The organism is Microcoleus sp. B3-D2, assembly GCF_036705345.1.
Lineage (GTDB): Bacteria > Cyanobacteriota > Cyanobacteriia > Cyanobacteriales > Microcoleaceae > Microcoleus.
Map to the genome: position 1 here is coordinate 40,591 of NZ_JAUBUG010000009.1, position 19,172 is coordinate 59,762.

Consider the following 19,172-nt stretch of genomic DNA (forward strand, 5'->3'; position numbering starts at 1 on the left):
AATATTTTTCGACTCAGACATTCTGCGACTAACGCCCGATCGAGTCCAAATTTTTCGACAACTGTGTTACAAAATGAAAAGCTAATCTGTCTAGTTCACCTGTTTTCAACCTGTTACAAGAAAATTAAATGACTGCAACCGTAACTATTGCTGATAACCCGTTACTAATCGGTCAAGGATTGCCTCCATTTGACGCGATCGAACCAGAACACGTAGTCCCCGCTGTTACTCAACTGCTGACCGAACTAGAAGCCTCGCTAGCTGACTTAGAATCGTCTGTAGAGCCGACTTGGAGCGGCTTAGTAGAACCATTGCAGCGACTCGGAGAGCGTTTAAATTGGAGCTGGAGCATTGTCGGACATTTGATGGGCGTGAAAAATAGCCCGGAACTGCGATCGGCTCAGGAAACAGTGCAGCCGGAAGTAGTAAAATTTTGGAGCAAGCTCAGTCAAAGCAAACCGCTTTATGAAGCTTTTAAAGCGCTGCGGGCTAGCGAAAATTGGGACAGCTTAGAGTCAGCTCAAAAGCGAATTGTCGAAGCCGCTCTTCGAGACGCTCAACTCTCCGGCGTCGGTTTAGAAGGCGAGCAAAAAGAGCGTTTTAATGCCATTCAATTAGAATTGGCGGAAATTACTACCCAATTTTCCAATCACGTCCTCGACGCTACCAAAGCATTCAGCATCACCCTCACAAACAAAGACGAAATTGACGGTTTGCCGCCGAGTTTGTTGAGTTTAGCAGCTCAAGCCGCTCGCAGCGCCGGCGAAGAAAAGGCGGATGCCGAAAACGGCCCTTGGCGGATTACTTTAGACTTTCCGAGTTACGGCCCTTTCATGCAGCACAGCACCCGCCGCGACTTGCGCGAAAAGTTGTACAAAGCTTTTATCGGCAGAGCAAGTAGCGGAGAATTGAATAACTGGCCGTTGACCGATCGCATTTTAGCTTTGCGCCAGGAAAAAGCTGCTTTGCTCGGGTTTAGCAGTTATGCCGAATTGAGCTTGGCGAGCAAAATGGCTCCCGACGTTGCAGCAGTGGAAGCTTTGTTAGAAGAATTGCGGCAGGCTAGTTATGATGCTGCTGTCAAAGATTTAGAAGATTTGAAAGCTTTTGCTGCCGAAAAAGGCGCGCCGGAAGCTGGAGATTTGAAGCACTGGGATGTAGGTTTTTGGTCGGAACGGCGCAGGGAAGAAAAGTTTGCTTTTAGTGCCGAAGAATTGCGGCCTTATTTTGCTTTGCCGCAGGTATTAGAGGGGTTATTTGGATTAGTAAAGCGGTTGTTCGGCGTGACAGTAACTGCGGCGGACGGTCAAACTCCTGTCTGGCACAAAGATGTGCGCTACTTCCAAATAGATGATGAAGCAGGAAATACGATCGCCAATTTCTATTTAGACCCCTACAGCCGCCCCGAGGAAAAGCGCGGCGGTGCTTGGATGGACGAGTGCGTGGTGCGCGCTAAATTTGTGGAAGCGTCCAAGACAACCACGCGGTTGCCGGTGGCTTATTTGGTGTGCAACCAAAGTCCTCCCGTTGACGGGAAACCGAGTTTAATGACTTTTGGGGAAGTCGAAACTTTGTTTCACGAATTCGGTCACGGTTTGCAGCATATGCTGACAACGGTAGACTATCCGGGGGCTTCTGGCATCAATAATGTTGAGTGGGATGCGGTGGAATTGCCCAGTCAATTTATGGAAAATTGGTGTTACGATCGCGCGACTTTGTTCGGGATGGCAAAGCATTACGAAACAGGAGAAACTTTGCCGGAACACTACTACCAAAAACTGCTAGCAGCGCGCCACTACATGAGCGGCAGCGTCATGCTCAGGCAAGTACATTTTAGCAGCGTTGACATCGAATTGCACCACCGCTATCGATCGGGCGGCAGCGAAACTGTGGCCGATGTCCGCAACCGCATCGCTAAAACTACCACAGTTTTGCCTCCTCTGGAAGAAGACGCATTTTTGTGCGCTTTCGGACACATTTTTGCGGGCGGCTATGCGGCGGGGTATTACAGTTATAAATGGGCGGAAGTGCTCAGCGCTGATGCTTTTGCGGCTTTTGAGGAAGCGGGTTTGGAAGATGAAAGTGCGATCGCATCTACAGGCAAGCGCTTCCGAGATACAGTGTTAGGATTGGGCGGCAGTTTGCACCCGATGGAAGTGTTTAAAACTTTCCGGGGACGCGAACCGAGCACTAAAGCTTTGTTGAGACACAGCGGTTTAGTTGCTGCTTAATTTAAGTGTGGAATAACTCGGGATTAATGCGGGTAAATTTATCTGCATTAATCCCGGTTTTTTGTCAACCAAAATTTATACATATCCTGTATGTGTAGGGTGCGGTGTGCATGAAGTCTTACCGCTATAATTTATATCAAATCAGGTAGGATCGGAATTATTCATCTCTCTGTTCTCTGACTCTGTGTTCTCTGTGTCCTCTGCGGTTTAATCATTCCAATTCAACCGGAATTCATCTCATGCGTAAAACCCCTTTCTGCCTAACTTTTGCTGAATTCAAAATGTTTGTAGTAAAAACTAAAGTGCTCAGATTTTTATACTAATTCCCACAATTATTGCAACATATAATCCTGCGACCATCTGTAGGGAAACGGCACTGCCGTGTCCGGCGCGAGACTCTGCAAGTTTTCAGATTTGTTATAAAATTGATAATTGTAGCCACACTTTTTTATTGGTATTAATAAAACTAAAATTTTCACTACAAACTTATTTTATTGTAGAACATCATGCAATAAAAATCTGTAGTTTTGCACATCATCCCCAATCTTTTGGTAAAAAATCGGGCAGAAAGTGCGTTAGCGAAGCCCTCGAAGAGGATCGCCAGCAGCTTTTACTTTAGGTTGGAAAGCTCATCAAAGCAGCATCAGTCTCAATACTGTTAGTATAGACTTCGATTCGCGAATATTTACTATCATTTCTCCCTGATTATACTTCAATTTTCCGCTGTCGGCAATTAAATAAATTTATATTTCGCAACATTTACGGGTTGTTTTCTCGATACAGCTAATGCTTTTATTTGCAACTAAAAATAGATGCTTTTACGGAATCTTTAAGATAGAGTGGCAACAGCGAGTCTTTTTTAAATTTTTGATAAAGAACGGGTTACTCGGCGTCAAAATGGTAAAAACTTTAGGTAGAAATTAAAAAACTTAGTTGAGATTAATTTGAGGATTCTCATAAAAAATTATTGTATATTATATGATAAAAAGTAAGGATTGATAGTAAATCGTTCACCTACAGATTAAGATTTTCATGGATATTCAATTAATTAATATCGGTTTTGGTAACATTGTGTCGGCTAATCGAGTGATTGCCATTGTCAGTCCCGAGTCAGCGCCAATTAAGCGGATTATTACTGATGCGCGGGAGCGGGGACAACTGGTTGACGCGACTTACGGCCGCCGCACGAGAGCGGTAATTATTACAGATTCGAGTCACGTCATCCTCTCGGCGATTCAGCCGGAAACGGTTGCTAATCGTTTTGCGATCAGCAAAGACGGTCAAGGTCGGGATGATTGAGGTTTGTCAGTTGCAATTTGAGCGTTTACAGTCTAAAGTAAGCGGAAACTTAAATTGTTACACGTTTCTATTCTAAAGATGAAATCTGGTAAATTAATTGTTCTGACGGGGCCTAGCGGTGTGGGGAAAGGCACCTTAGTACGATCGCTCCTCAATCGCCATCCCGAATTGTATCTTTCGGTATCGGTGACAACTCGATCGCCCCGTGAGGGAGAAATTGAGGGACAGCATTACTATTTTGTCAGCCGCAGCCGTTTTGAACAAATGGTTGAGGCTGGAGAGTTGGCGGAATGGGCTGAGTTTGCCGGTAATTTTTACGGTACTCCTTATTTTGGTCTCAAGCAAGGAATTCGTGAGGGAAAATGGGTAATCCTCGAAATTGAGCTCGAAGGGGCTAGGCAAATTAGGAATAATTTTCCACAGGCGCTGCGAATTTTTATTTTACCTCCTTCTTGGGAAGAATTGGAGCGGCGCCTGCGGAGTCGGGGTCAAGATTCCGAAATTGCGATCGCCCGTCGGTTGCTGCGTGCTAAAGAGGAAATTGAAGCGGCGGGGGAATTTGATTTCCAAGTTGTTAATGATGATTTGGAAGTTGCTTTGAAAAAGCTAGAATCAAAACTTAATTTGGGTGAGCTTTCAGGTAACTAATGACTAATTACCCATTTCTCCGTCCTGGCTAAAACTTCGCTACTTTGTTTGATAGCAACACAAACTTTTAAATTCAATTCCAGAATATTTAAGGAAGGCGGAAATTTCCGTATAGGTTCGATTTCGCGAGGAGAACAGCCCAACATTTCCATATAAGCTAGCGTCCACCCAATAGCTGCAATATCCCTTACATTGCCTTCTCCGGCGCAAAGGTAACAGCCCAATTCCCCCTTCGGCCCACACTCAGGACAAACCCAATTGCCCAGGTGTGAATTGAGCTGATTTGTGCGGGAGGCGGATGCAATTGTTAATGCTTTAATATGATTTTGAACTACTTGTTTAAAACCTCGGTTTTGGTTGCTGCGGGGGTCGGAATTGCCGTGCGATCGCCCGATTTCTTCTGCTTGCTGTTGTGGCGAAGCAAGAGAGGCTGTTTGGTTGTCCCTGGTTACTCTAGATTCGCCTAGGTTCGCAGTTAGCTGAATACCATAGTCTTTCGACTCTTCAGTCAAAGAGTGGTTGAGTGCGCTGGAAGAATCGGGTTCGGAAGTTGTGAAGGATTGTTCTATGCGATCGGCAAAATCTTGCAGTGAGAGGTGATGTTCGATCGCCAAAGACCAAGTTCTTTTATGTCGGAGGTCGCCATATTTTCTGGCTTCTTCCTCAGTAATGCCGATCGCCGCAGCCTCTTGGCGCAGCACATTCATCGAAGTCATTGTATCTGATATCATTAGTTTGTTTGCAGTTAAATTTACGCTCGCCCGCTCAGCCTACAAATAAATTACCTTAGATATACTACAATAGTCCGGACTATTTTGAGATCCTAGTCGGAAATCCTTGATTTTGCGTTAGGAACTCGATTCGGCAATCGCCCTGACACCCTTATTTTACGCTTGGCAATCGCACACTGTCCGAAGCATTGATAGTAGCCTACATCTAAAATCTAAAATCTAAAATCTAAAATTGGATGACTTCAATTCTTCCCGATACAGCTTTATCTGTTGCCGGACTAACATCATACCTGCAAGACTTGTTGGAGGGCGATCGCAACCTGCAATCAGTTTGGCTGACAGGCGAGGTGTCGAACGTTTCGCACCACCCCAGCGGCTGCTTTTTCACTCTGTGCGACACTGACAAAAGCGCTGCGATTCGCTGCGTAGTGTGGAATTCTCAGCGGCAAAAATTGGTGCAAATCCCGGAAAAAGGGGAACAGTTGCTGGTTTTGGGAAGCATCCGGGTTTACAAAAATCGCGGCGAGTACCAGTTGACTGTTGTGCAATCGCTACCGGCTGGGGAAGGATTGCAGGCTTTGCGGTTGCAGCAATTGCGATCGCGCTTAGATGCTGAGGGTTTCTTCGATCCCGCCAGAAAGCGCCCGATTCCCGCACACCCGCAAATTGTGGCCGTGGTGACATCCGATACTGGCGCTGCTTGGGGAGACATTCAGCGCACTCTAGCCCAAAGATATCCAGGTTTGCGGGTGTTGCTGTCGCCGACAGGAGTGCAGGGAGAATTGGCTGCTGCTGCCATTGCTAGGGCGATCGCCCGTGTAGAATTGGACGGTAGGGCTGATGTGATCGTTTTAGCGCGCGGCGGCGGTTCTGCGGAAGATTTGGCTTGTTTTAATGATGAGAGAGTTGTCAGGGCGATCGCGAATTGTGCGATTCCAATTATTACAGGCATCGGGCACGAAAGAGACGAATCTCTCGCGGATTTAGTAGCAGATAAACGAGCCCACACTCCGACTGCGGCGGCGGTTCAAGCTGTACCAATTTTAGCAGATCTTTACTTTGAACACAAGCAGAGAATGGTCAATTTAGCAAGTGCTGTGCGGGCAAGATTTCAGACAGAACAAGAGCATTTGCAACTGTTACAAAATCGATTAAAACGTTTGCCTGCGACATCCCGAACTTTGCGGCAAGCAACTGGTAAACTGGAAGTATTGCAAGAAAAGTTATCCGCATTAAATCCGGCTGCGGTATTGCAAAGGGGTTATGCGGCGGTAATCCAAAGTGACGGTACGATCGTCCGCACAACTGACGGTTTGGAATTGGGAGAGGAATTGACTGTGAGGTTGAGTCGGGGCGTGCTGAAAGTTAAGATTGTAGAAGTATTGGATGCGGAAGAAAAGTTATGATTGATTCGCAGTTGCGCCAGTCTGACTGGAATTATGAGGAAACGGTCGATCGAATTGAAGCGATTATCGATCGGGTGGAATCGGGAGAGTTGCCTCTAGAGGAGGTTTTCGAGCAGTTTGGGGTGGCTGTGGAGTGTTGGCAGGAGTGCGAAAGGTTTTTGGCGCGTGGGAAGGAACAGATGGATTTGTCGATCGAGCTTTTGGCCGCGGAACCCGATTTTTAAGCGCAGGTGAACGGGGATTAATGTAGGTGAAATAGCGGGTGAAACCGGAAGTCCGACGGGGAATTAATTCCCTGTCTCATAGCGAAAGTCCTCGCTATGAGGAGTGTTAAACTCATAATACTAAATCCGGGTTGGCTACCACCTTTCTCATTACCACACACCGAATCAACATCGACATTCTTTGCGTAGAAACCGGCTTACTTTGCATCACTCCTTTATTTTAATTTTTTAGTCAGATTCCTCTTCCGATATTGCTTGATACTCCAAAAGCTGTTCCCCTCGGATAATCCACAATTTACCCGTAACTTCTGCCGCATCCAATCCGCGAATTAATATTTCTACTGCCGCTTGCAAATCTTGCGGTTTCGCTTGAGAAGGCAAACGCAGTAACACAATCCCAGAATAATCAGAAGGATTGTAGCGGAGGCGATTGCCAAACCCCCTATCCAAAGTCACCAAACATCTACCTTCCCTCCGACAGATATCAATCAACAATCCATCCGCTGTTGAACTCAAATTTTGTTCCCGTACAGTCGCAACATCGTGCCCAGCTAAACGTAACAGCGAAACAACGCGGATGCTGCCCAAATTTTCATCAAGTTTTAACTTCACTTTAAAACTACCTTTTTTTCACCCACAGGAATTTCCACATAACAATCTCTTGCCAACTCAGCCCCATAAGCAATACAAGCCAAAACGTCTTCTCGTTCAATTCCCGGATATTCCTCAAGCAATTCTTCAAAAGTCATTCCACTAGCGAGAAAGTCAAGAATCAGAGAAACCCAGATGCGATGTCCGCGAATACAGGGTTTGCCAAAGCAGATATTCGAGTCGATTGAGATGCGAGACAGTAAATTATTTTGAGTCATGTCTTTTCAATTAGATATTTTCCATGGATTCATTGTAATGAATTTTAGGGTTGAGTTGGGTGGGGGCGGGTTTAAAATAGGACTTCTCCATTGCGCTTTTGAAGAGATATCGCAGGAGTCACCCAGTTTATGCACCTTCCAAAAATAAATCATATCAAACCCAATTGATGACACAGGATTTGATATGAAGCGAATTCTATTAGCCAGGATTTGGTATAACGCAGTTTCTACAATTTGTCGATCGACCTTTTGGCTTTATCTGCCAGATTTTTCACCGCATTTTTAGCATCTTCTGCTGCGTGGCGGGCGGCGGCTTCTGCTTGTTTGGCTTTGCCTTCAACCTGGTCTTTTCTGTTGCCGGTGATATTACCGAAAATTTCCTGAGCTTTGCCTTCTAAATTTTTGCCGATCGCCTTTGCTCTATCTTCTGCACTCATAATAAGCTCCGTTTGGCAAGTTCCTTTAGTAACATTGTAAAATCAACTCCCCTGCAATTGCCTTTAACTTCATATTAATTTATATTCTGCTTGACCTCGGTCTTCTTCTGATGACTTACTGCGCGCAAATTCCTCCCTCAAAAAGCGAAGGATTCCTTTTTTTTACAAATGTATACGTCGGCAATATTCGTCCTAAAAAACTATTTCAAACTCGCCGCAGCAACTTTAATCGGTTCGAGCAATTCTAAGGGCAAATGCAGCATATTTAATTGGGTGCTATCTGCTGCTTTCCTTTCCGGGTCGGGGCCGTGATAATCGCTGCCGCCAGTTGCCAGCAAACCGTAATGAAGACACAAATCTTTCAACTTTTGAATTTGGCTGGAACTGTGGCTGGGATGGTATACTTCAACTCCCATTAAACCAGCCTCTACTAATTCTTTTAAGACTTCCTCAACAGCGCCGCCGCGAAATAAATAAGGGTGAGCCCACACTGGTACTGCGCCACAACTTTTCAGTAAATCAATGCCTTCGACGATCGAGAATTTCTCGTAATGAACATAAGCCGGGCCGTCATCTCCCAGCCAGCGATCGAATGCTTCCCGCGATGATTTCGCGTGACCGGCTTTTACAAGTGCAGAGGCAATATGAGGCCTTCCCGGTGCCATTCCTGGGGATGTTTTGGGCAGTTCGATCGCGTATCCCATTGCTGCTAATTTTTCGACCATTTCCTGCGATCGGCGAAACCTTCCTTGCAGGCGATCGTTCAAAGGAACTCGCAACTTATTTGCATCGGGATAAAAACCTAAAATGTGCAGCGAACGGCCGTTGTGAACTGTACTGAGTTCGAGTCCGGGGACTATTTCGATACCGTGCAAAGCAGCGGCGGCGAAGGCTTCATCCCAACCCGACATCGTATCGTGATCCGTGACTGCCAAGGCGCGAACCCCCGAGGACGCGGCCGCGGCTACGAGTTCGGCAGGGGTGAGAGTGCCGTCGGAATAAGTAGTGTGACAGTGGAGCTCAAGCATTTTTTCTGGTAAGTCAAAGTCTGCGAAATCTGCAATTATTCCCCTCACTCACGCGACATCTACCGTCCCTGCGATCGACAAGTTTTTGGGTAATTTCAATCTGTTAGCTGTAATAAGTTTTCGCGCCTTTAAGTGGGACATTTCTGTTTATTAAAAGCTTGCGTGGGGTGGGCATCTTGCCCGCCTTTTCAGTTGAATTTAGATGCAGAACACCTTAGCTATTTCTTGATTTCTCGCATTGGGTGAAGGACACCCTCTGGCAATTTGGAAGGAATCGGCGATATTTCAATACTTTGTATGTTGTGAACTGGGATAACTACCAGTTTATCTGCCAATTCGAGAATTATGGGGTCTGCCGTCAACATTTTGTGCAGGCGAGTGCCTAAAGTTGCTTGCTCTCCTACTGTTCCCTCTGGCGCAATGAACTGGAAGTGTTGCTGTTTGCCGTTGGTATAGTGGATTGTCAGATCGATAACTCTTTCTTGGTTGGTTGCTTGCATAAATTTTTTTCCCTAACAGTCGATCGGGACTTGGCAAAATTAACAATAAATCAAAACTGGCGATCGCACCACTGTTGGAAAGCTCGTTGGAAAGCTTTTGACCAAACCAGGCTGTCGGTACGAAAGTCCGGTTACTGCTAATTTTATCACAAAAACTGTACTGAAAGTTGCCAACTTACCCAGTATAGAATTACCAGTTGCACTGTCTTCGCTCCCCAATGCGCGAGATCCTTCGCCAGCAATATTTGGTCGATCGGGCTTTCTTGTATGCCACTTGGCAAAGTGGCTCAATTTAGCCTGTCTAGCGACTTGACTCAAAGCGGTCTCAAGTCATACGGCAGAGGCATTTGAGCGCTTTGGGTGTCAAGGTTTTTCGAGGTGGCAACTGTGGAGGTTAGGATAGTGGCATTCTGCTGTCACTGACCTAGAGGATTTTTTTATAAATTAATAACATAACATTCAGGTACAGCTTATGAAATCCACACTTTGTTTTCCCGAAACTTCTCTTTACTCTAACGCAGTCACTGTTAATAATAATGTTATTGACTCTTGTATCCTTGCAGCTTGGATTGACTTAGTAGGAGGAGATTTCGAGAGCTTGGGAGGAGATGATTGGCTTCCCTTGTGCGGCGACATTGATGACGGCGAAATTTATCGGGAATGGTTTTTGTGGCAAGACAGCGAAGTGACTCAAGAATGGGAAGCTTACGATCCCATTACTAACTATCGAGTTGTGGCCTCAAGCCGAGAAATGATGATTTCAAAAATCGACCAAATAGAAGATTCCCGAACAATTTAGTTTACCCGGAGAAGGTGAAATCTTGATTTTCAACTTTAATAGAAATTCTCTAAACAAACCCGGTTTCTCCCAACCACACTCAACAAACCGGGTTTTTCAGACCACAACTCTAGGGTTGAGTTGAGTTCCACTGGCCCAACCTAATAATTTAGGTCGCTACTGCTTTTTGTTTTTCTCGTTCTAATTTGCGCTGCTTCAAGGCTGCCAGATTTTGTTTAATCGTGTCGAGGGCAAATCCAGCCCCCTGCTGTTGATATAATTCGCTGGCACGGATCAAATCTGCAACGGCCTCCTCATCCGATCGCAAATTTGCACAAGCTAAGCCGCGATTGTGGTAAGCTTCTGCCAAAGTTGAAACTTGTTCTACAGCGCTGGTAAATTTATCTTTTGCTTTGCGGTACTTTCCTGACTGATAAGCCTCAATTCCTTGTTGAAAATAAACGGAAGCTTTACTGCCGCTGTCGGTATCGGGAAATTCTGGGTAAGTTAAAATTGGTTCTTTAAAGAGTACAGAAATGCTGCCCTTGCCGAAGTAAGCCCAAGTCATTGTTCCCAACCCAATCCCCAGCACGAGGGCAATAATGACAGACAGAGCAATAAAATTGGTGAGTTCCATAGAGCAATATTTGTTGTATTATAATATGATAAGATAATTTCTAAGTTCTGGAACAATGGCTGCGCGGATTGACCTCAACTGGAAATGGTTTTTCGGATCGCTAGCTTTAGTATTGTCGATCGGCTTAATTACTGCAACTGCAAGTTCTGACGCAGCAACTAACGCGCAAACTCAAGCAGGGTGGCAATTGTTGCAGCGGGGGGAGACGGGGTTGGTGGTAGCAATGCGACACGCGATCGCCCCAGGTACGGGAGATCCTGCTAACTTTAAGTTGGGTGACTGTTCCACCCAGCGCAATTTATCAGCACAGGGACAAAGCCAAGCCAAGCAAATTGGAGCCGAATTTCGCAACCGCAACATCAAAGTTGCCAGAGTTTTATCCAGTCAGTGGTGTAGGTGTTTGGAAACAGCAAAACTGATAAATATAGGCAAAGTCGAACCGTTACCAGCGCTGAACTCGTTTTTTAGGGACAGTAGCACAGAAGCCAGACAAACAGCGACAATCCGCAAATTAATTGTTGACAACCGCAACACAAAAGGCGCGATTATTCTGGTAACTCATCAAGTAAATATTACCGCTATCACTGATATTGTACCGCAAAGCGGCGAAGCTGTGATTCTCACAAGCGATCGACAAGGTAAAATCGAAATAGTCGGACGAATTGGAGGATTTTAAATAGATAGAAAGTTATAATATTATCAATTTTCCATTACCAATTCCCCATTACCAATTTATATGAGTTTCCAATACAGCGCCGCCCTAGTGACTTTAGCCGACCTTGATAAGGAAGTTCTCGTTAAATTTTACACCAAATTTCTCGACATAGAACCAAACCCTTATATTCCCAATACCTATGCTGAATTTCAACTCCCCGGCTTAAGACTCGGCATATTCAAACCAAAAGATTCCCACAAAGCGGAATTTGCAAATCGAGCCAAAACAGGCATCAGTTTGTGTTTGGAAGTCAGCGATATCGAAACTGCGATCGCCAGAATTTGGGCTTTAGGTTATCCGCCCAACGGAGAAATTATCAAAGCTTCTCACGGTCTAGAAATCTATGCCTTCGATCCTGCCGGGAACCGCATAATTTTACATCAATCCCATTAGAATGTAGGATGATGGCTAATGATTTGTGAACCCTCGATCTTTCCTTCGCGTCCTTCGCGTCTTCGCGGTTCGTTCAAAAAAACATCTAGTTCACAACCCGCTGAGGATTGCTATATAAGTTATGCAATTGCTTCACCACCTTCGCAATCACATTGTCAAACCCGCGTCTACAAATCAAAACAGCCTTAACTACCTAATCAGTTCAGCAAAACTATAAAAACTGATGATTAATAACAGCAATGCTGTCAGATGAGTTAGTTGGAATTGAGGCCGTGGGCCGAGGGATTCCCGCACCAAAATTGAAAAAGACGAACCAATTATATAACTCAGAGACAGCGTTAAATACTGCCACTGCAATGTTACACTCCACAGCCCGAGCAAAATCATCGCCAAAGTTAACATTACCAGCTCAACAAAGCGAGGCGGATTGTGCTGAGTAGACAGAATCAAAGTGTCCAACCAATATTGCCAAGGTCTCATGTTTTAGCGATCGAGCTTTTAGATTTAGCCTTCTAGCTTAACCTACGATCGCCATTCAGTTTGTTGCTGCAAACACCTTAAAGCCTCCGCAGTCTCAACCTGCGGAAATTGCCCATAAAAGCGACTGACACTGTAAAAAGGGTGAGGAGTCTCCAGAACGATCAACTTATCGCCCATCTGGGCCAAAAATCCCATCAAATCTGCCGGGGCGACAGGCGCGCAAATCCACAAAGCCATCGGTTGCTGCGACTCCAAAGCCTTAGCCGCCACAGCCATCGTCATCCCCGTAGCAATGCCGTCATCTACCAAAATCGCCAAAGCCCCCGCCGCGCTGATATTTGGGCGCCCAGGAGACAAATCTGCCAGCAGAGATTGAGCATTATTTTGAGCCACGGGCAGGGCGGATTTTTGCAAGCGCCAATTCAGCAGCTTTTGCTTTTCCCAGAGGACGTGACCGTCAGCCGTTGCAGCCCCGATCGCCAATTCTAAATTATCTGGGCGAGTAATTTTCTTGGCGACAACCACATCCAAAGGACAGCCCAAGCGGCGCGCAATCGGCACAGCAACGGGCAAACCCCCGCGCGGCAAGGCGTAAACAATCGGTTTCACAGCCTCCTGTGCCGTTAAATTCAACTTGCCGAACTCGCCCACAACTGCCTCGGCCAGTTTTTCGCCTGCATCGGCGCGATCGTCAAAAAACGGGTTAGAGAACATATTTTTGCCTGTACGAGCTCAACCAAACAATTGGAGATTGTGCCAGTGTTAATTGGAGATTGTACGCGCGAGCGTAGCTATCCCGTAGGGAATCGACAGCATCCCATACAAGCATCTAGCCAATCTCAAATCACCAAACCCGATCTAAACTATAAACTCTAGACTCCAAAATCTCTCCCTAATTGTAAAATGTATGTCCAGCGACTTGCAACTCAGCCTTTTTGACAACAATCAAAGTGCCACTTTTCAAACAGACTCAATACCAGCAAATGCCAAAATTCCCATCCCTCCCGGCACTTATCAAAATATGGAACAAATCGGCGAGCACTGCAACCGCTGCTACCGCTGCGAATTGGGCAATACCCGCACTCACGCTGTCATCGGGCGTGGCAATCCTCAAGCCTCAATTTTGATTGTGGGAGAAGCGCCCGGACAGAACGAAGATGAAACCGGATTGCCCTTCGTCGGGCGATCGGGCCAACTGTTAGATAAGATTTTAGAATCCGTGGGATTGAGTGCAGAAAACGACGTATTCATTGCCAACGTCATCAAATGTCGCCCTCCCAACAACCGCCCTCCGACAGCAAAAGAAATCGAAGCTTGCAAACCTTACTTGCTCGAACAAATTCGCATCTTAGACCCCAAAATTATTTTATTAACCGGTGCAACAGCCCTCAAAGGTTTGCTAAGCGACAAGCGGCCCATTAGTAAAATCAGAGGTCAATGGATGGAATGGGAAAATCGTTTGTGTATGCCAATTTTCCACCCATCTTACTTGCTGCGAAACCCCTCCCGAGAACCGGAAACTCCGAAATGGTATATGTGGCAAGATATGCAAGCTATCAAGGCTAAATTGGATGAATTAAAATAGCAATTGTAATGTAATGAATTTTTCTTGTTGATTTGTCGGGGCTGGTTTCACCAAAAATCTCTGATTTTTACCCACAATCTTAAAACCCGCCCCGACCCACCGAAAAATTATAATTTATTTTCATTCGCAATTGGTAGGGGGCTGGTTTCACCAAAAATCTTTGATTTTTACCTGCCATCTACAAAAAAAGTTCCCGCATTCCATTCATAAATTCACGCCCTGTAGTAAAAATCCGAATTATGGTTGTCTCTAGTATTTTTAGTGAAACTCCTATCAATAGACAAGAAATCCCTCAAGAACTCTTAGACATTGAAGATAAACAACGTACTAATCCACTTCCTTGGAAAGGGCAATTTTCACCCCAGTTCATCGAAGCTTTGATTGATAAATATGCCAATAAAAATAGTGTAATTTTTGATCCATTTTTAGGTAGTGGAACAGTTTTATATGAGGCAGGAAGATTCGGACTGGAAGCCTGCGGAACAGAAATAAATCCAGCAGCCTTAATCCTAGCTAACACTTATAAATTCATCACTCTTTCACCAAGAAAGCGTGAAAAATGTATCAATTGTTTTCTCACTAAACTAAAAACAGAGATATGGGAGAGAATGCCACTCTTCCAAACAATACATAAAGAACTTACACCCAATGATTTAATAGATAAAATTGTACACGTAGCCGTTGATGATGAAGAAATTTTCCTTAATATCCTACATGAAGTATTAATTATATTGCTAGACTTAGAAAACAAAAAACTTACCAAATCAAGAGTTTTTACACTTGCGGAAAATATCGCTACTTTTGTTCTTAAACTACCCTATAGTAAAAAGCCGATAAATGCCTACAATGCCGATGCAAGACACGTTCCCTTACAAAACTCCAGCGTCAATCTTGTGATTACCTCCCCCCCTTATATCAATGTATTTAACTATCATCAGCAGTATCGCGGTTCTACTGAAGCACTAAACTGGAAAATTTTAGAGGTGGCAAAATCAGAGTTTGGTTCTAATCGAAAGCATAGAAGTAATAGATTTCTAACTGTGATTCAATATTGCTTAGACATCGCTTATACTTTGCAAGAATTGTTAAGAATATGCAGCCATAACAGTAGAATAATATTTGTAGTAGGTAAAGAATCAAATATTAGAGGGACGCCTTTTTTAAACGGGGAGTTAGTTGCAGAAGTTGCTCGTCAAGTATTGGGGATTAGCTTAAATATCCGTCAAGAAAGAAGTTTTGTAAATCGTTATGGAAAAATTATCAAAGAAGATATACTACACTTTACAAAAAGAGAAGATTTACAGTATTATTTTGCCATACATCAAGCCAGAACTCTTGCTATAGAAGCTTTAATATCTGCTTATTCCGTAGCGAATGAACAAGTAAAATATGAAATCAAGGATGCTATCGATAAGGCTGCCACAGTACAGCCCTCACCTTATTTCGATCTGCAGCGTTCACGGAAAACCATTGAAATACTCAACCCAAAAGCAGAAAATTATGTTTAATTTAACTCAACCACATGGGGACAAACTAGCAGCATTACTTGATAACGTGAAATTACCTCCTACAGATAAACGGCGTGTTAATCAAGCAATCGAATACTATAAAAAATGGTTGGAAACGCTTAAAAACATCAGGGGGGATGATCTGAAAGTTGTTCCCGAGATGGTATCCCATCTAACCTCCTATAAGCGATACATTGACGTCGAACTAATTTTTGACAGTGACAATGATTTTTTGTACCGTCAAAAAGGGCAATTAAAACTTGACAACTCAATTATTGAAGAATTTATACCTATCTTAGTTACAACCGTCTTTGCAGATTCATTAAAGGACAAAGAATTATCCTTTGGCCCAACACAGTGTTTTTCATCACTACGATTTGAGTCAAGTTTAAAACTCAGTCCAAAAGGCGGTGGGATGAGTATTCGAGCCAAGGATCAAGATTTTGCGATTAGTAGGAAAATATTTCTAAAAGCCTCTCATAACCAAGATTTTAAGGAGACTACCTCCCGCGAGGCAAATATTGCTTATGTTGCGGCTGAGTGTAAAACAAATCTTGATAAAACCATGTTTCAAGAGGGCGCCGCAACTGCCCTGGATGTAAAATTGAGTGTACCAGGAGCCAAGTATTTCTTGCTATGTGAGTGGCTTGATATGTCGCCGATTAGCTCATCACTCACAGCTATTGATGAGATACTAATTTTGAGAAAAGCCAAACGCTTATCGTCTAATATAAGAAGTGCTTTTAGTACGGTAGAGGGAAGAAAGAAAAATAAAGATTATTTTGTCGATCATCTCGATAACAACCCCTTTGCACCGGAAGTTTTTATGAGATTTTTAAGTGAGATTGAAGGGATGATTGGTAAAGATGAACTAGACGAAGATGACGTGCTGTCAAGAGGCTATTTTTAAGTGTAAAAAAAATTATCGGCACCAGCGAAAGTTATGGCTTTGCATGACAATCGCGCAACCACAACCGAATAGCCTCAGCAATTTCGTTTTCACTATCTTGACCTAATAAAGAACGAATATCCGCCGCAGTACCAAACCGAGAAACAATTTTTGCCAATTCCCACCCATTCGCAGTTTTAATAAAAAATAACCAATGATATTGCTGAATTTCGACTGGTTTTTCCCCGCGATACTGCCGTTCCAAAGTAGTAATGAAAACTTGACTGGCATTTTCAGGAAGCGCATCTTCAAAATTTAAAGGTAGCGGTTCAAACTCGGGGCGGCCCGCTAAAATTATTTGAGGCAGCGCGTAACCGGGCGGTGTATTAGTGTTAGGAGAAAAGTGCGATCGCACAATTACGCGGTTAGCATAACTCGGCAAATCTTGCAACAGGCGAGCGACCAAAGTTTCTAAATCAGCCGGACAGGGGGATCGCGCTAACAAATCATACCGACTGGCATTTATACTGTTAGCATGATTGGTCACAAAATTAACTGCCAAAGTCGGAGTTGCAACCCCAGATATCAGCAGATAAACACAGATAAACGCGGATGAAATTTTCTCTGTGTTCATCTGTATTTACCTGCGGTTTAAAAAACCTTCATATTGTTATTCAATCTCTTCACAAATACGTGTAAAAGCCGCCACCGGATCAGACGCAGCAGTAATCGGCCGCCCAATCACCAGATAATCCGCACCAGCTTTCAAAGCCGCCTTCGGAGTCATCGATCGCTTTTGATCCCCTCCCTCAGCCCATTTCGGACGCACACCGGGACAAACTAACAGAAAATCATCCCCGCAACTCATTCTTAACTGTTCCACTTCTTGCGGAGAACAAACAGCCCCAGCTAAACCCGTTTCCTTAGCCAACAATGCCATGTGCAAAGCATATTCCGGCAACTCCAAAGGTATTTTCAACTCAAAAGCCAACTGTCGCGAATTCAAACTCGTTAACAGGGTAATTGCAATCAACTTAGGACTCGGTTTATCCACAGCCGCCGCCCCTTCAGTCAAAGCCAACTGTGCCGCTTTCAAAGCATCTTTACCACAAGTAGAATGGATAGTCAATAAATCCACATTATACTTAGCAGCAGCCCGACAAGCACCAGCTACAGTATTCGGGATATCGTGAAACTTCAAATCGAGAAAAATCCGCTTTTCCCGCTGCTTTAAAATTTCCAAAATCCCCGGCCCGGAGCTCACAAACAGTTCCAAACCCACTTTCCAAAAAGATACTTGCGGAAGTTTGTCCAGAAGTGCGATCGCCTCTTCTTGACTCGAAACATCCAAAGCAACAATAATTCGATTATCAGCGTTCATCTTCAGTATTCATCTGCGGTTAAAAAAGAGATTCAAGACACCAAACGAACAAACTTATTCTTCCCAACCTGCAAAACCTTACCGCATAAATCAGCAGGTGATTCAAAAGTAAGGTTAACATCAGAAACCCGATCGCCCTCCAACTTCACCCCGCCGCCCTGCATCAACTTCCTGGCATCACCGCTGCTTTTACAAAGCCCGCTAGCACTCAGAATATAAAACAACTTAGCCGGAAACTGGACGTTTGCCAAAGAAAACTCTGCCACAGCATCAGCTTGTCCCGCAGCACCTTTAACCAGCGCCATTGCATCTTGTTGTGCGCGATCCGCCGCTTCCTTCCCCCGATACTGGCGCACCACATCCACAGCCAAAAGTTTCTGTTTTTCTCGCGGATTTTCTGGCAATTCATCAAGCGGCAAATCTGTCAATAGTTCAAAATACTGGGCGATCGAACTATCAGCAATTTTCTCCAACTTAGAATACATAGTCAGCGGGTCTTCCGACAAACCCACATAATTGTTCAAAGACTTCGACATCTTCTGCACCCCGTCAGTCCCGATCAAAATCGGCATCAGCAAACCAAACTGCGGTTTCATCCCAAAATGTCGCTGCAAATCTCTCCCCACGGCAATATTAAACTTTTGGTCGGTTCCCCCCAACTCCACATCCGCTTCCAAAGCCACCGAGTCGTAACCCTGCATTAGCGGGTACAGAAACTCATGCAGATAAATCGCATTCTCCTGCTGCATCCGATTATCAAATCCCTCTTTAGCGAGCATCTGCTGCACCGTCATCGTCCCCAGCAGTTCCAAAATCTTCGCCAAATCCAATTTCGACAACCACTCGGAGTTATAGCGAATTTCCAAACGTCCGGGCGTGTCAAAATCTAGAATCGGACGCACTTGGTCTAAATAAGTCTTGGCATTTTCCGCCACTTGTTCGGCTGTCAACTGGCTACGCATCTCCGACTTCCCTGTCGGATCGCCAATTCTTGCGGTAAAATCTCCGATCAGCAGTACGGCTGTGTGACCGGCATCCTGAAAAGCTCGCAGCTTGCGGACGCAAATGCTGTGTCCCAAGTGAATGTCACTCCCTGTCGGGTCAATTCCCAGTTTGACGCGCAAGGGTCGATCGACTGTTGCCAGCAGTTGGGCTAAATTTTCGTCAGGGTTGCTAGAATCAGGTCGATCTGGAAAAATCTCGCTGACGCCGCGGTAAAGCGCTGAAAGGTTAGGAGTTATCATCGGGGAGCGATCGTCCATCATATTTTGCCAAAGTGCAGCAGAATTAGTTACACTCACTGGTTGACGCATAAAAACATAACTATCAAGCTACTATAATCCCAAAGCTGACCGGCTTTCATTAGCTGACAGTCTCTAGGGTTCGCATCTAAAATTAAAAGTCTTAAACCCCAAATCGAGTGAGGAAGTGAA

24 protein-coding genes are annotated in these 19,172 nt (G+C 44.7%); 11 read left to right on the forward strand and 13 right to left on the reverse strand.

Annotation, left to right across the window (positions count from 1 at the left end):
• The first annotated feature begins 128 nt into the window (after positions 1 to 128).
• From QUB14_RS05385 to gmk, 3 genes are all read left to right on the forward strand, one after another.
• Positions 129 to 2,231, forward strand: a complete 2,103-nt coding sequence (locus QUB14_RS05385; protein WP_333215663.1) for a M3 family metallopeptidase — start codon at positions 129 to 131, stop codon at positions 2,229 to 2,231.
• Positions 2,232 to 3,263: 1,032 nt separating this feature from the next.
• Positions 3,264 to 3,530: an extracellular matrix/biofilm regulator RemA gene (gene remA, locus QUB14_RS05390; RefSeq protein WP_333215666.1), complete on the forward strand. Its 267-nt coding sequence runs from the start codon at positions 3,264 to 3,266 to the stop codon at positions 3,528 to 3,530.
• 78 nt (positions 3,531 to 3,608) lie between these two features.
• Positions 3,609 to 4,178 (forward strand): guanylate kinase, encoded by a 570-nt coding sequence (gmk, locus tag QUB14_RS05395; RefSeq protein ID WP_333215668.1) that lies wholly within the window; start codon positions 3,609 to 3,611, stop codon positions 4,176 to 4,178.
• On the opposite strand, the gene QUB14_RS05400 is transcribed toward gmk, so the two are convergent.
• Positions 4,175 to 4,909, reverse strand: a complete 735-nt coding sequence (locus QUB14_RS05400; protein ID WP_333215670.1) for a hypothetical protein — start codon at positions 4,907 to 4,909, stop codon at positions 4,175 to 4,177. The genes gmk and QUB14_RS05400 overlap by 4 nt on opposite strands.
• Before the next feature lie 236 nt (positions 4,910 to 5,145).
• Here QUB14_RS05400 and xseA point away from each other — a divergent pair, with 236 nt between their 5' ends.
• Positions 5,146 to 6,315 (forward strand): exodeoxyribonuclease VII large subunit, encoded by a 1,170-nt coding sequence (gene xseA / locus QUB14_RS05405; protein ID WP_333215672.1) that lies wholly within the window; start codon positions 5,146 to 5,148, stop codon positions 6,313 to 6,315.
• On the forward strand, positions 6,312 to 6,539 hold the full coding sequence (gene xseB, locus QUB14_RS05410) for an exodeoxyribonuclease VII small subunit (protein ID WP_333046043.1): 228 nt from the start codon (positions 6,312 to 6,314) through the stop codon (positions 6,537 to 6,539). Before xseA ends, xseB begins: the two co-directional genes overlap by 4 nt.
• A 228-nt stretch (positions 6,540 to 6,767) precedes the next feature.
• On the opposite strand, the gene QUB14_RS05415 is transcribed toward xseB, so the two are convergent.
• From QUB14_RS05415 to QUB14_RS05440, 6 genes are all read right to left on the reverse strand, one after another.
• A complete protein-coding gene (locus QUB14_RS05415; protein WP_333215674.1) occupies positions 6,768 to 7,151 on the reverse strand; it encodes a DUF5615 family PIN-like protein in 384 nt (127 codons plus the stop codon).
• Positions 7,148 to 7,408 (reverse strand): DUF433 domain-containing protein, encoded by a 261-nt coding sequence (locus tag QUB14_RS05420; RefSeq protein ID WP_332943370.1) that lies wholly within the window; start codon positions 7,406 to 7,408, stop codon positions 7,148 to 7,150. The genes QUB14_RS05415 and QUB14_RS05420 overlap by 4 nt, the downstream gene beginning before the upstream one ends.
• 227 nt (positions 7,409 to 7,635) lie before the next feature.
• On the reverse strand, positions 7,636 to 7,845 hold the full coding sequence (locus tag QUB14_RS05425; RefSeq protein ID WP_333215676.1) for a CsbD family protein: 210 nt from the start codon (positions 7,843 to 7,845) through the stop codon (positions 7,636 to 7,638).
• Positions 7,846 to 8,045: 200 nt separating this feature from the next.
• On the reverse strand, positions 8,046 to 8,873 hold the full coding sequence (locus tag QUB14_RS05430; protein ID WP_333215678.1) for a PHP domain-containing protein: 828 nt from the start codon (positions 8,871 to 8,873) through the stop codon (positions 8,046 to 8,048).
• Between the two features lie 218 nt (positions 8,874 to 9,091).
• Complete coding sequence (locus tag QUB14_RS05435) at positions 9,092 to 9,373, reverse strand: hypothetical protein (protein WP_006632576.1); 282 nt, start codon at positions 9,371 to 9,373, stop codon at positions 9,092 to 9,094.
• A 39-nt stretch (positions 9,374 to 9,412) separates the two neighbouring features.
• A complete protein-coding gene (locus QUB14_RS05440) occupies positions 9,413 to 9,691 on the reverse strand; it encodes a hypothetical protein (protein ID WP_333215680.1) in 279 nt (92 codons plus the stop codon).
• A gap of 154 nt (positions 9,692 to 9,845) precedes the next feature.
• Between QUB14_RS05440 and QUB14_RS05445 the strand changes: the two genes are divergently transcribed.
• Positions 9,846 to 10,172, forward strand: a complete 327-nt coding sequence (locus QUB14_RS05445; RefSeq protein ID WP_333215682.1) for a hypothetical protein — start codon at positions 9,846 to 9,848, stop codon at positions 10,170 to 10,172.
• Positions 10,173 to 10,320: 148 nt separating this feature from the next.
• Here QUB14_RS05445 and QUB14_RS05450 read toward each other — a convergent pair whose 3' ends face one another.
• Positions 10,321 to 10,788: a hypothetical protein gene (locus QUB14_RS05450; protein WP_333215684.1), complete on the reverse strand. Its 468-nt coding sequence runs from the start codon at positions 10,786 to 10,788 to the stop codon at positions 10,321 to 10,323.
• A 55-nt stretch (positions 10,789 to 10,843) separates the two neighbouring features.
• Between QUB14_RS05450 and QUB14_RS05455 the strand changes: the two genes are divergently transcribed.
• Positions 10,844 to 11,464, forward strand: a complete 621-nt coding sequence (locus tag QUB14_RS05455; RefSeq protein ID WP_333215686.1) for a histidine phosphatase family protein — start codon at positions 10,844 to 10,846, stop codon at positions 11,462 to 11,464.
• Positions 11,465 to 11,524: 60 nt separating this feature from the next.
• Entirely contained in the window at positions 11,525 to 11,896 is a 372-nt protein-coding gene (locus tag QUB14_RS05460; protein WP_333215687.1) for a VOC family protein, read from the forward strand.
• A 189-nt stretch (positions 11,897 to 12,085) separates the two neighbouring features.
• Here the strand turns inward: QUB14_RS05460 and QUB14_RS05465 are convergent, their stop codons facing one another.
• On the reverse strand, positions 12,086 to 12,376 hold the full coding sequence (locus tag QUB14_RS05465; RefSeq protein WP_190733766.1) for a hypothetical protein: 291 nt from the start codon (positions 12,374 to 12,376) through the stop codon (positions 12,086 to 12,088).
• Between the two features lie 42 nt (positions 12,377 to 12,418).
• Positions 12,419 to 13,090, reverse strand: a complete 672-nt coding sequence (locus QUB14_RS05470; RefSeq protein ID WP_333215690.1) for a phosphoribosyltransferase family protein — start codon at positions 13,088 to 13,090, stop codon at positions 12,419 to 12,421.
• A 193-nt stretch (positions 13,091 to 13,283) separates the two neighbouring features.
• Here QUB14_RS05470 and QUB14_RS05475 point away from each other — a divergent pair, with 193 nt between their 5' ends.
• The 3 genes from QUB14_RS05475 to QUB14_RS05485 all read left to right on the forward strand — a co-directional run bounded on the left by QUB14_RS05475 (position 13,284) and on the right by QUB14_RS05485 (position 16,379).
• Positions 13,284 to 13,961 (forward strand): uracil-DNA glycosylase, encoded by a 678-nt coding sequence (locus QUB14_RS05475; protein WP_333215692.1) that lies wholly within the window; start codon positions 13,284 to 13,286, stop codon positions 13,959 to 13,961.
• 239 nt (positions 13,962 to 14,200) lie between these two features.
• Positions 14,201 to 15,469 carry a DNA methyltransferase gene (locus QUB14_RS05480; RefSeq protein ID WP_333215694.1) on the forward strand — a complete coding sequence of 423 codons (1,269 nt, stop codon included), beginning with the start codon at positions 14,201 to 14,203 and terminating at the stop codon, positions 15,467 to 15,469.
• Entirely contained in the window at positions 15,462 to 16,379 is a 918-nt protein-coding gene (locus QUB14_RS05485; protein ID WP_333215696.1) for a Bpu10I family restriction endonuclease, read from the forward strand. The genes QUB14_RS05480 and QUB14_RS05485 overlap by 8 nt, the downstream gene beginning before the upstream one ends.
• 31 nt (positions 16,380 to 16,410) lie before the next feature.
• Here QUB14_RS05485 and QUB14_RS05490 read toward each other — a convergent pair whose 3' ends face one another.
• The 3 genes from QUB14_RS05490 to tyrS are packed head-to-tail and all read right to left on the reverse strand — an operon-like array spanning position 16,411 to position 19,004.
• Positions 16,411 to 16,992, reverse strand: coding sequence for a hypothetical protein (locus QUB14_RS05490; RefSeq protein ID WP_333215698.1), 582 nt, complete (start codon positions 16,990 to 16,992; stop codon positions 16,411 to 16,413).
• A gap of 36 nt (positions 16,993 to 17,028) precedes the next feature.
• On the reverse strand, positions 17,029 to 17,739 hold the full coding sequence (gene pyrF / locus QUB14_RS05495) for an orotidine-5'-phosphate decarboxylase (protein ID WP_333215700.1): 711 nt from the start codon (positions 17,737 to 17,739) through the stop codon (positions 17,029 to 17,031).
• Positions 17,740 to 17,771: 32 nt separating this feature from the next.
• Positions 17,772 to 19,004 carry a tyrosine--tRNA ligase gene (tyrS, locus tag QUB14_RS05500; RefSeq protein WP_333215795.1) on the reverse strand — a complete coding sequence of 411 codons (1,233 nt, stop codon included), beginning with the start codon at positions 19,002 to 19,004 and terminating at the stop codon, positions 17,772 to 17,774.
• Positions 19,005 to 19,172 lie beyond the last annotated feature (168 nt).

Bases quoted from the DNA above. Each gene is read 5' to 3' on its own strand.
- QUB14_RS05400 (WP_333215670.1), bottom strand. From the start codon at position 4,909: ATGATATCAGATACAATGACTTCGATGAATGTGCTGCGCCAAGAGGCT.
- QUB14_RS05430 (WP_333215678.1), bottom strand. From the start codon at position 8,873: ATGCTTGAGCTCCACTGTCACACTACTTATTCCGACGGCACTCTCACC.
- QUB14_RS05475 (WP_333215692.1), top strand. From the start codon at position 13,284: ATGTCCAGCGACTTGCAACTCAGCCTTTTTGACAACAATCAAAGTGCC.
- xseB (WP_333046043.1), top strand. From the start codon at position 6,312: ATGATTGATTCGCAGTTGCGCCAGTCTGACTGGAATTATGAGGAAACG.
- QUB14_RS05480 (WP_333215694.1), top strand. From the start codon at position 14,201: ATGGTTGTCTCTAGTATTTTTAGTGAAACTCCTATCAATAGACAAGAA.
- tyrS (WP_333215795.1), bottom strand. From the start codon at position 19,004: ATGATGGACGATCGCTCCCCGATGATAACTCCTAACCTTTCAGCGCTT.
- pyrF (WP_333215700.1), bottom strand. From the start codon at position 17,739: ATGAACGCTGATAATCGAATTATTGTTGCTTTGGATGTTTCGAGTCAA.
- QUB14_RS05485 (WP_333215696.1), top strand. From the start codon at position 15,462: ATGTTTAATTTAACTCAACCACATGGGGACAAACTAGCAGCATTACTT.
- QUB14_RS05490 (WP_333215698.1), bottom strand. From the start codon at position 16,992: ATGAACACAGAGAAAATTTCATCCGCGTTTATCTGTGTTTATCTGCTG.
- QUB14_RS05470 (WP_333215690.1), bottom strand. From the start codon at position 13,090: ATGTTCTCTAACCCGTTTTTTGACGATCGCGCCGATGCAGGCGAAAAA.
- QUB14_RS05425 (WP_333215676.1), bottom strand. From the start codon at position 7,845: ATGAGTGCAGAAGATAGAGCAAAGGCGATCGGCAAAAATTTAGAAGGC.
- QUB14_RS05420 (WP_332943370.1), bottom strand. From the start codon at position 7,408: ATGACTCAAAATAATTTACTGTCTCGCATCTCAATCGACTCGAATATC.
- QUB14_RS05465 (WP_190733766.1), bottom strand. From the start codon at position 12,376: ATGAGACCTTGGCAATATTGGTTGGACACTTTGATTCTGTCTACTCAG.
- QUB14_RS05385 (WP_333215663.1), top strand. From the start codon at position 129: ATGACTGCAACCGTAACTATTGCTGATAACCCGTTACTAATCGGTCAA.
- QUB14_RS05450 (WP_333215684.1), bottom strand. From the start codon at position 10,788: ATGGAACTCACCAATTTTATTGCTCTGTCTGTCATTATTGCCCTCGTG.
- QUB14_RS05435 (WP_006632576.1), bottom strand. From the start codon at position 9,373: ATGCAAGCAACCAACCAAGAAAGAGTTATCGATCTGACAATCCACTAT.
- xseA (WP_333215672.1), top strand. From the start codon at position 5,146: ATGACTTCAATTCTTCCCGATACAGCTTTATCTGTTGCCGGACTAACA.
- gmk (WP_333215668.1), top strand. From the start codon at position 3,609: ATGAAATCTGGTAAATTAATTGTTCTGACGGGGCCTAGCGGTGTGGGG.
- QUB14_RS05455 (WP_333215686.1), top strand. From the start codon at position 10,844: ATGGCTGCGCGGATTGACCTCAACTGGAAATGGTTTTTCGGATCGCTA.
- QUB14_RS05460 (WP_333215687.1), top strand. From the start codon at position 11,525: ATGAGTTTCCAATACAGCGCCGCCCTAGTGACTTTAGCCGACCTTGAT.
- QUB14_RS05445 (WP_333215682.1), top strand. From the start codon at position 9,846: ATGAAATCCACACTTTGTTTTCCCGAAACTTCTCTTTACTCTAACGCA.
- remA (WP_333215666.1), top strand. From the start codon at position 3,264: ATGGATATTCAATTAATTAATATCGGTTTTGGTAACATTGTGTCGGCT.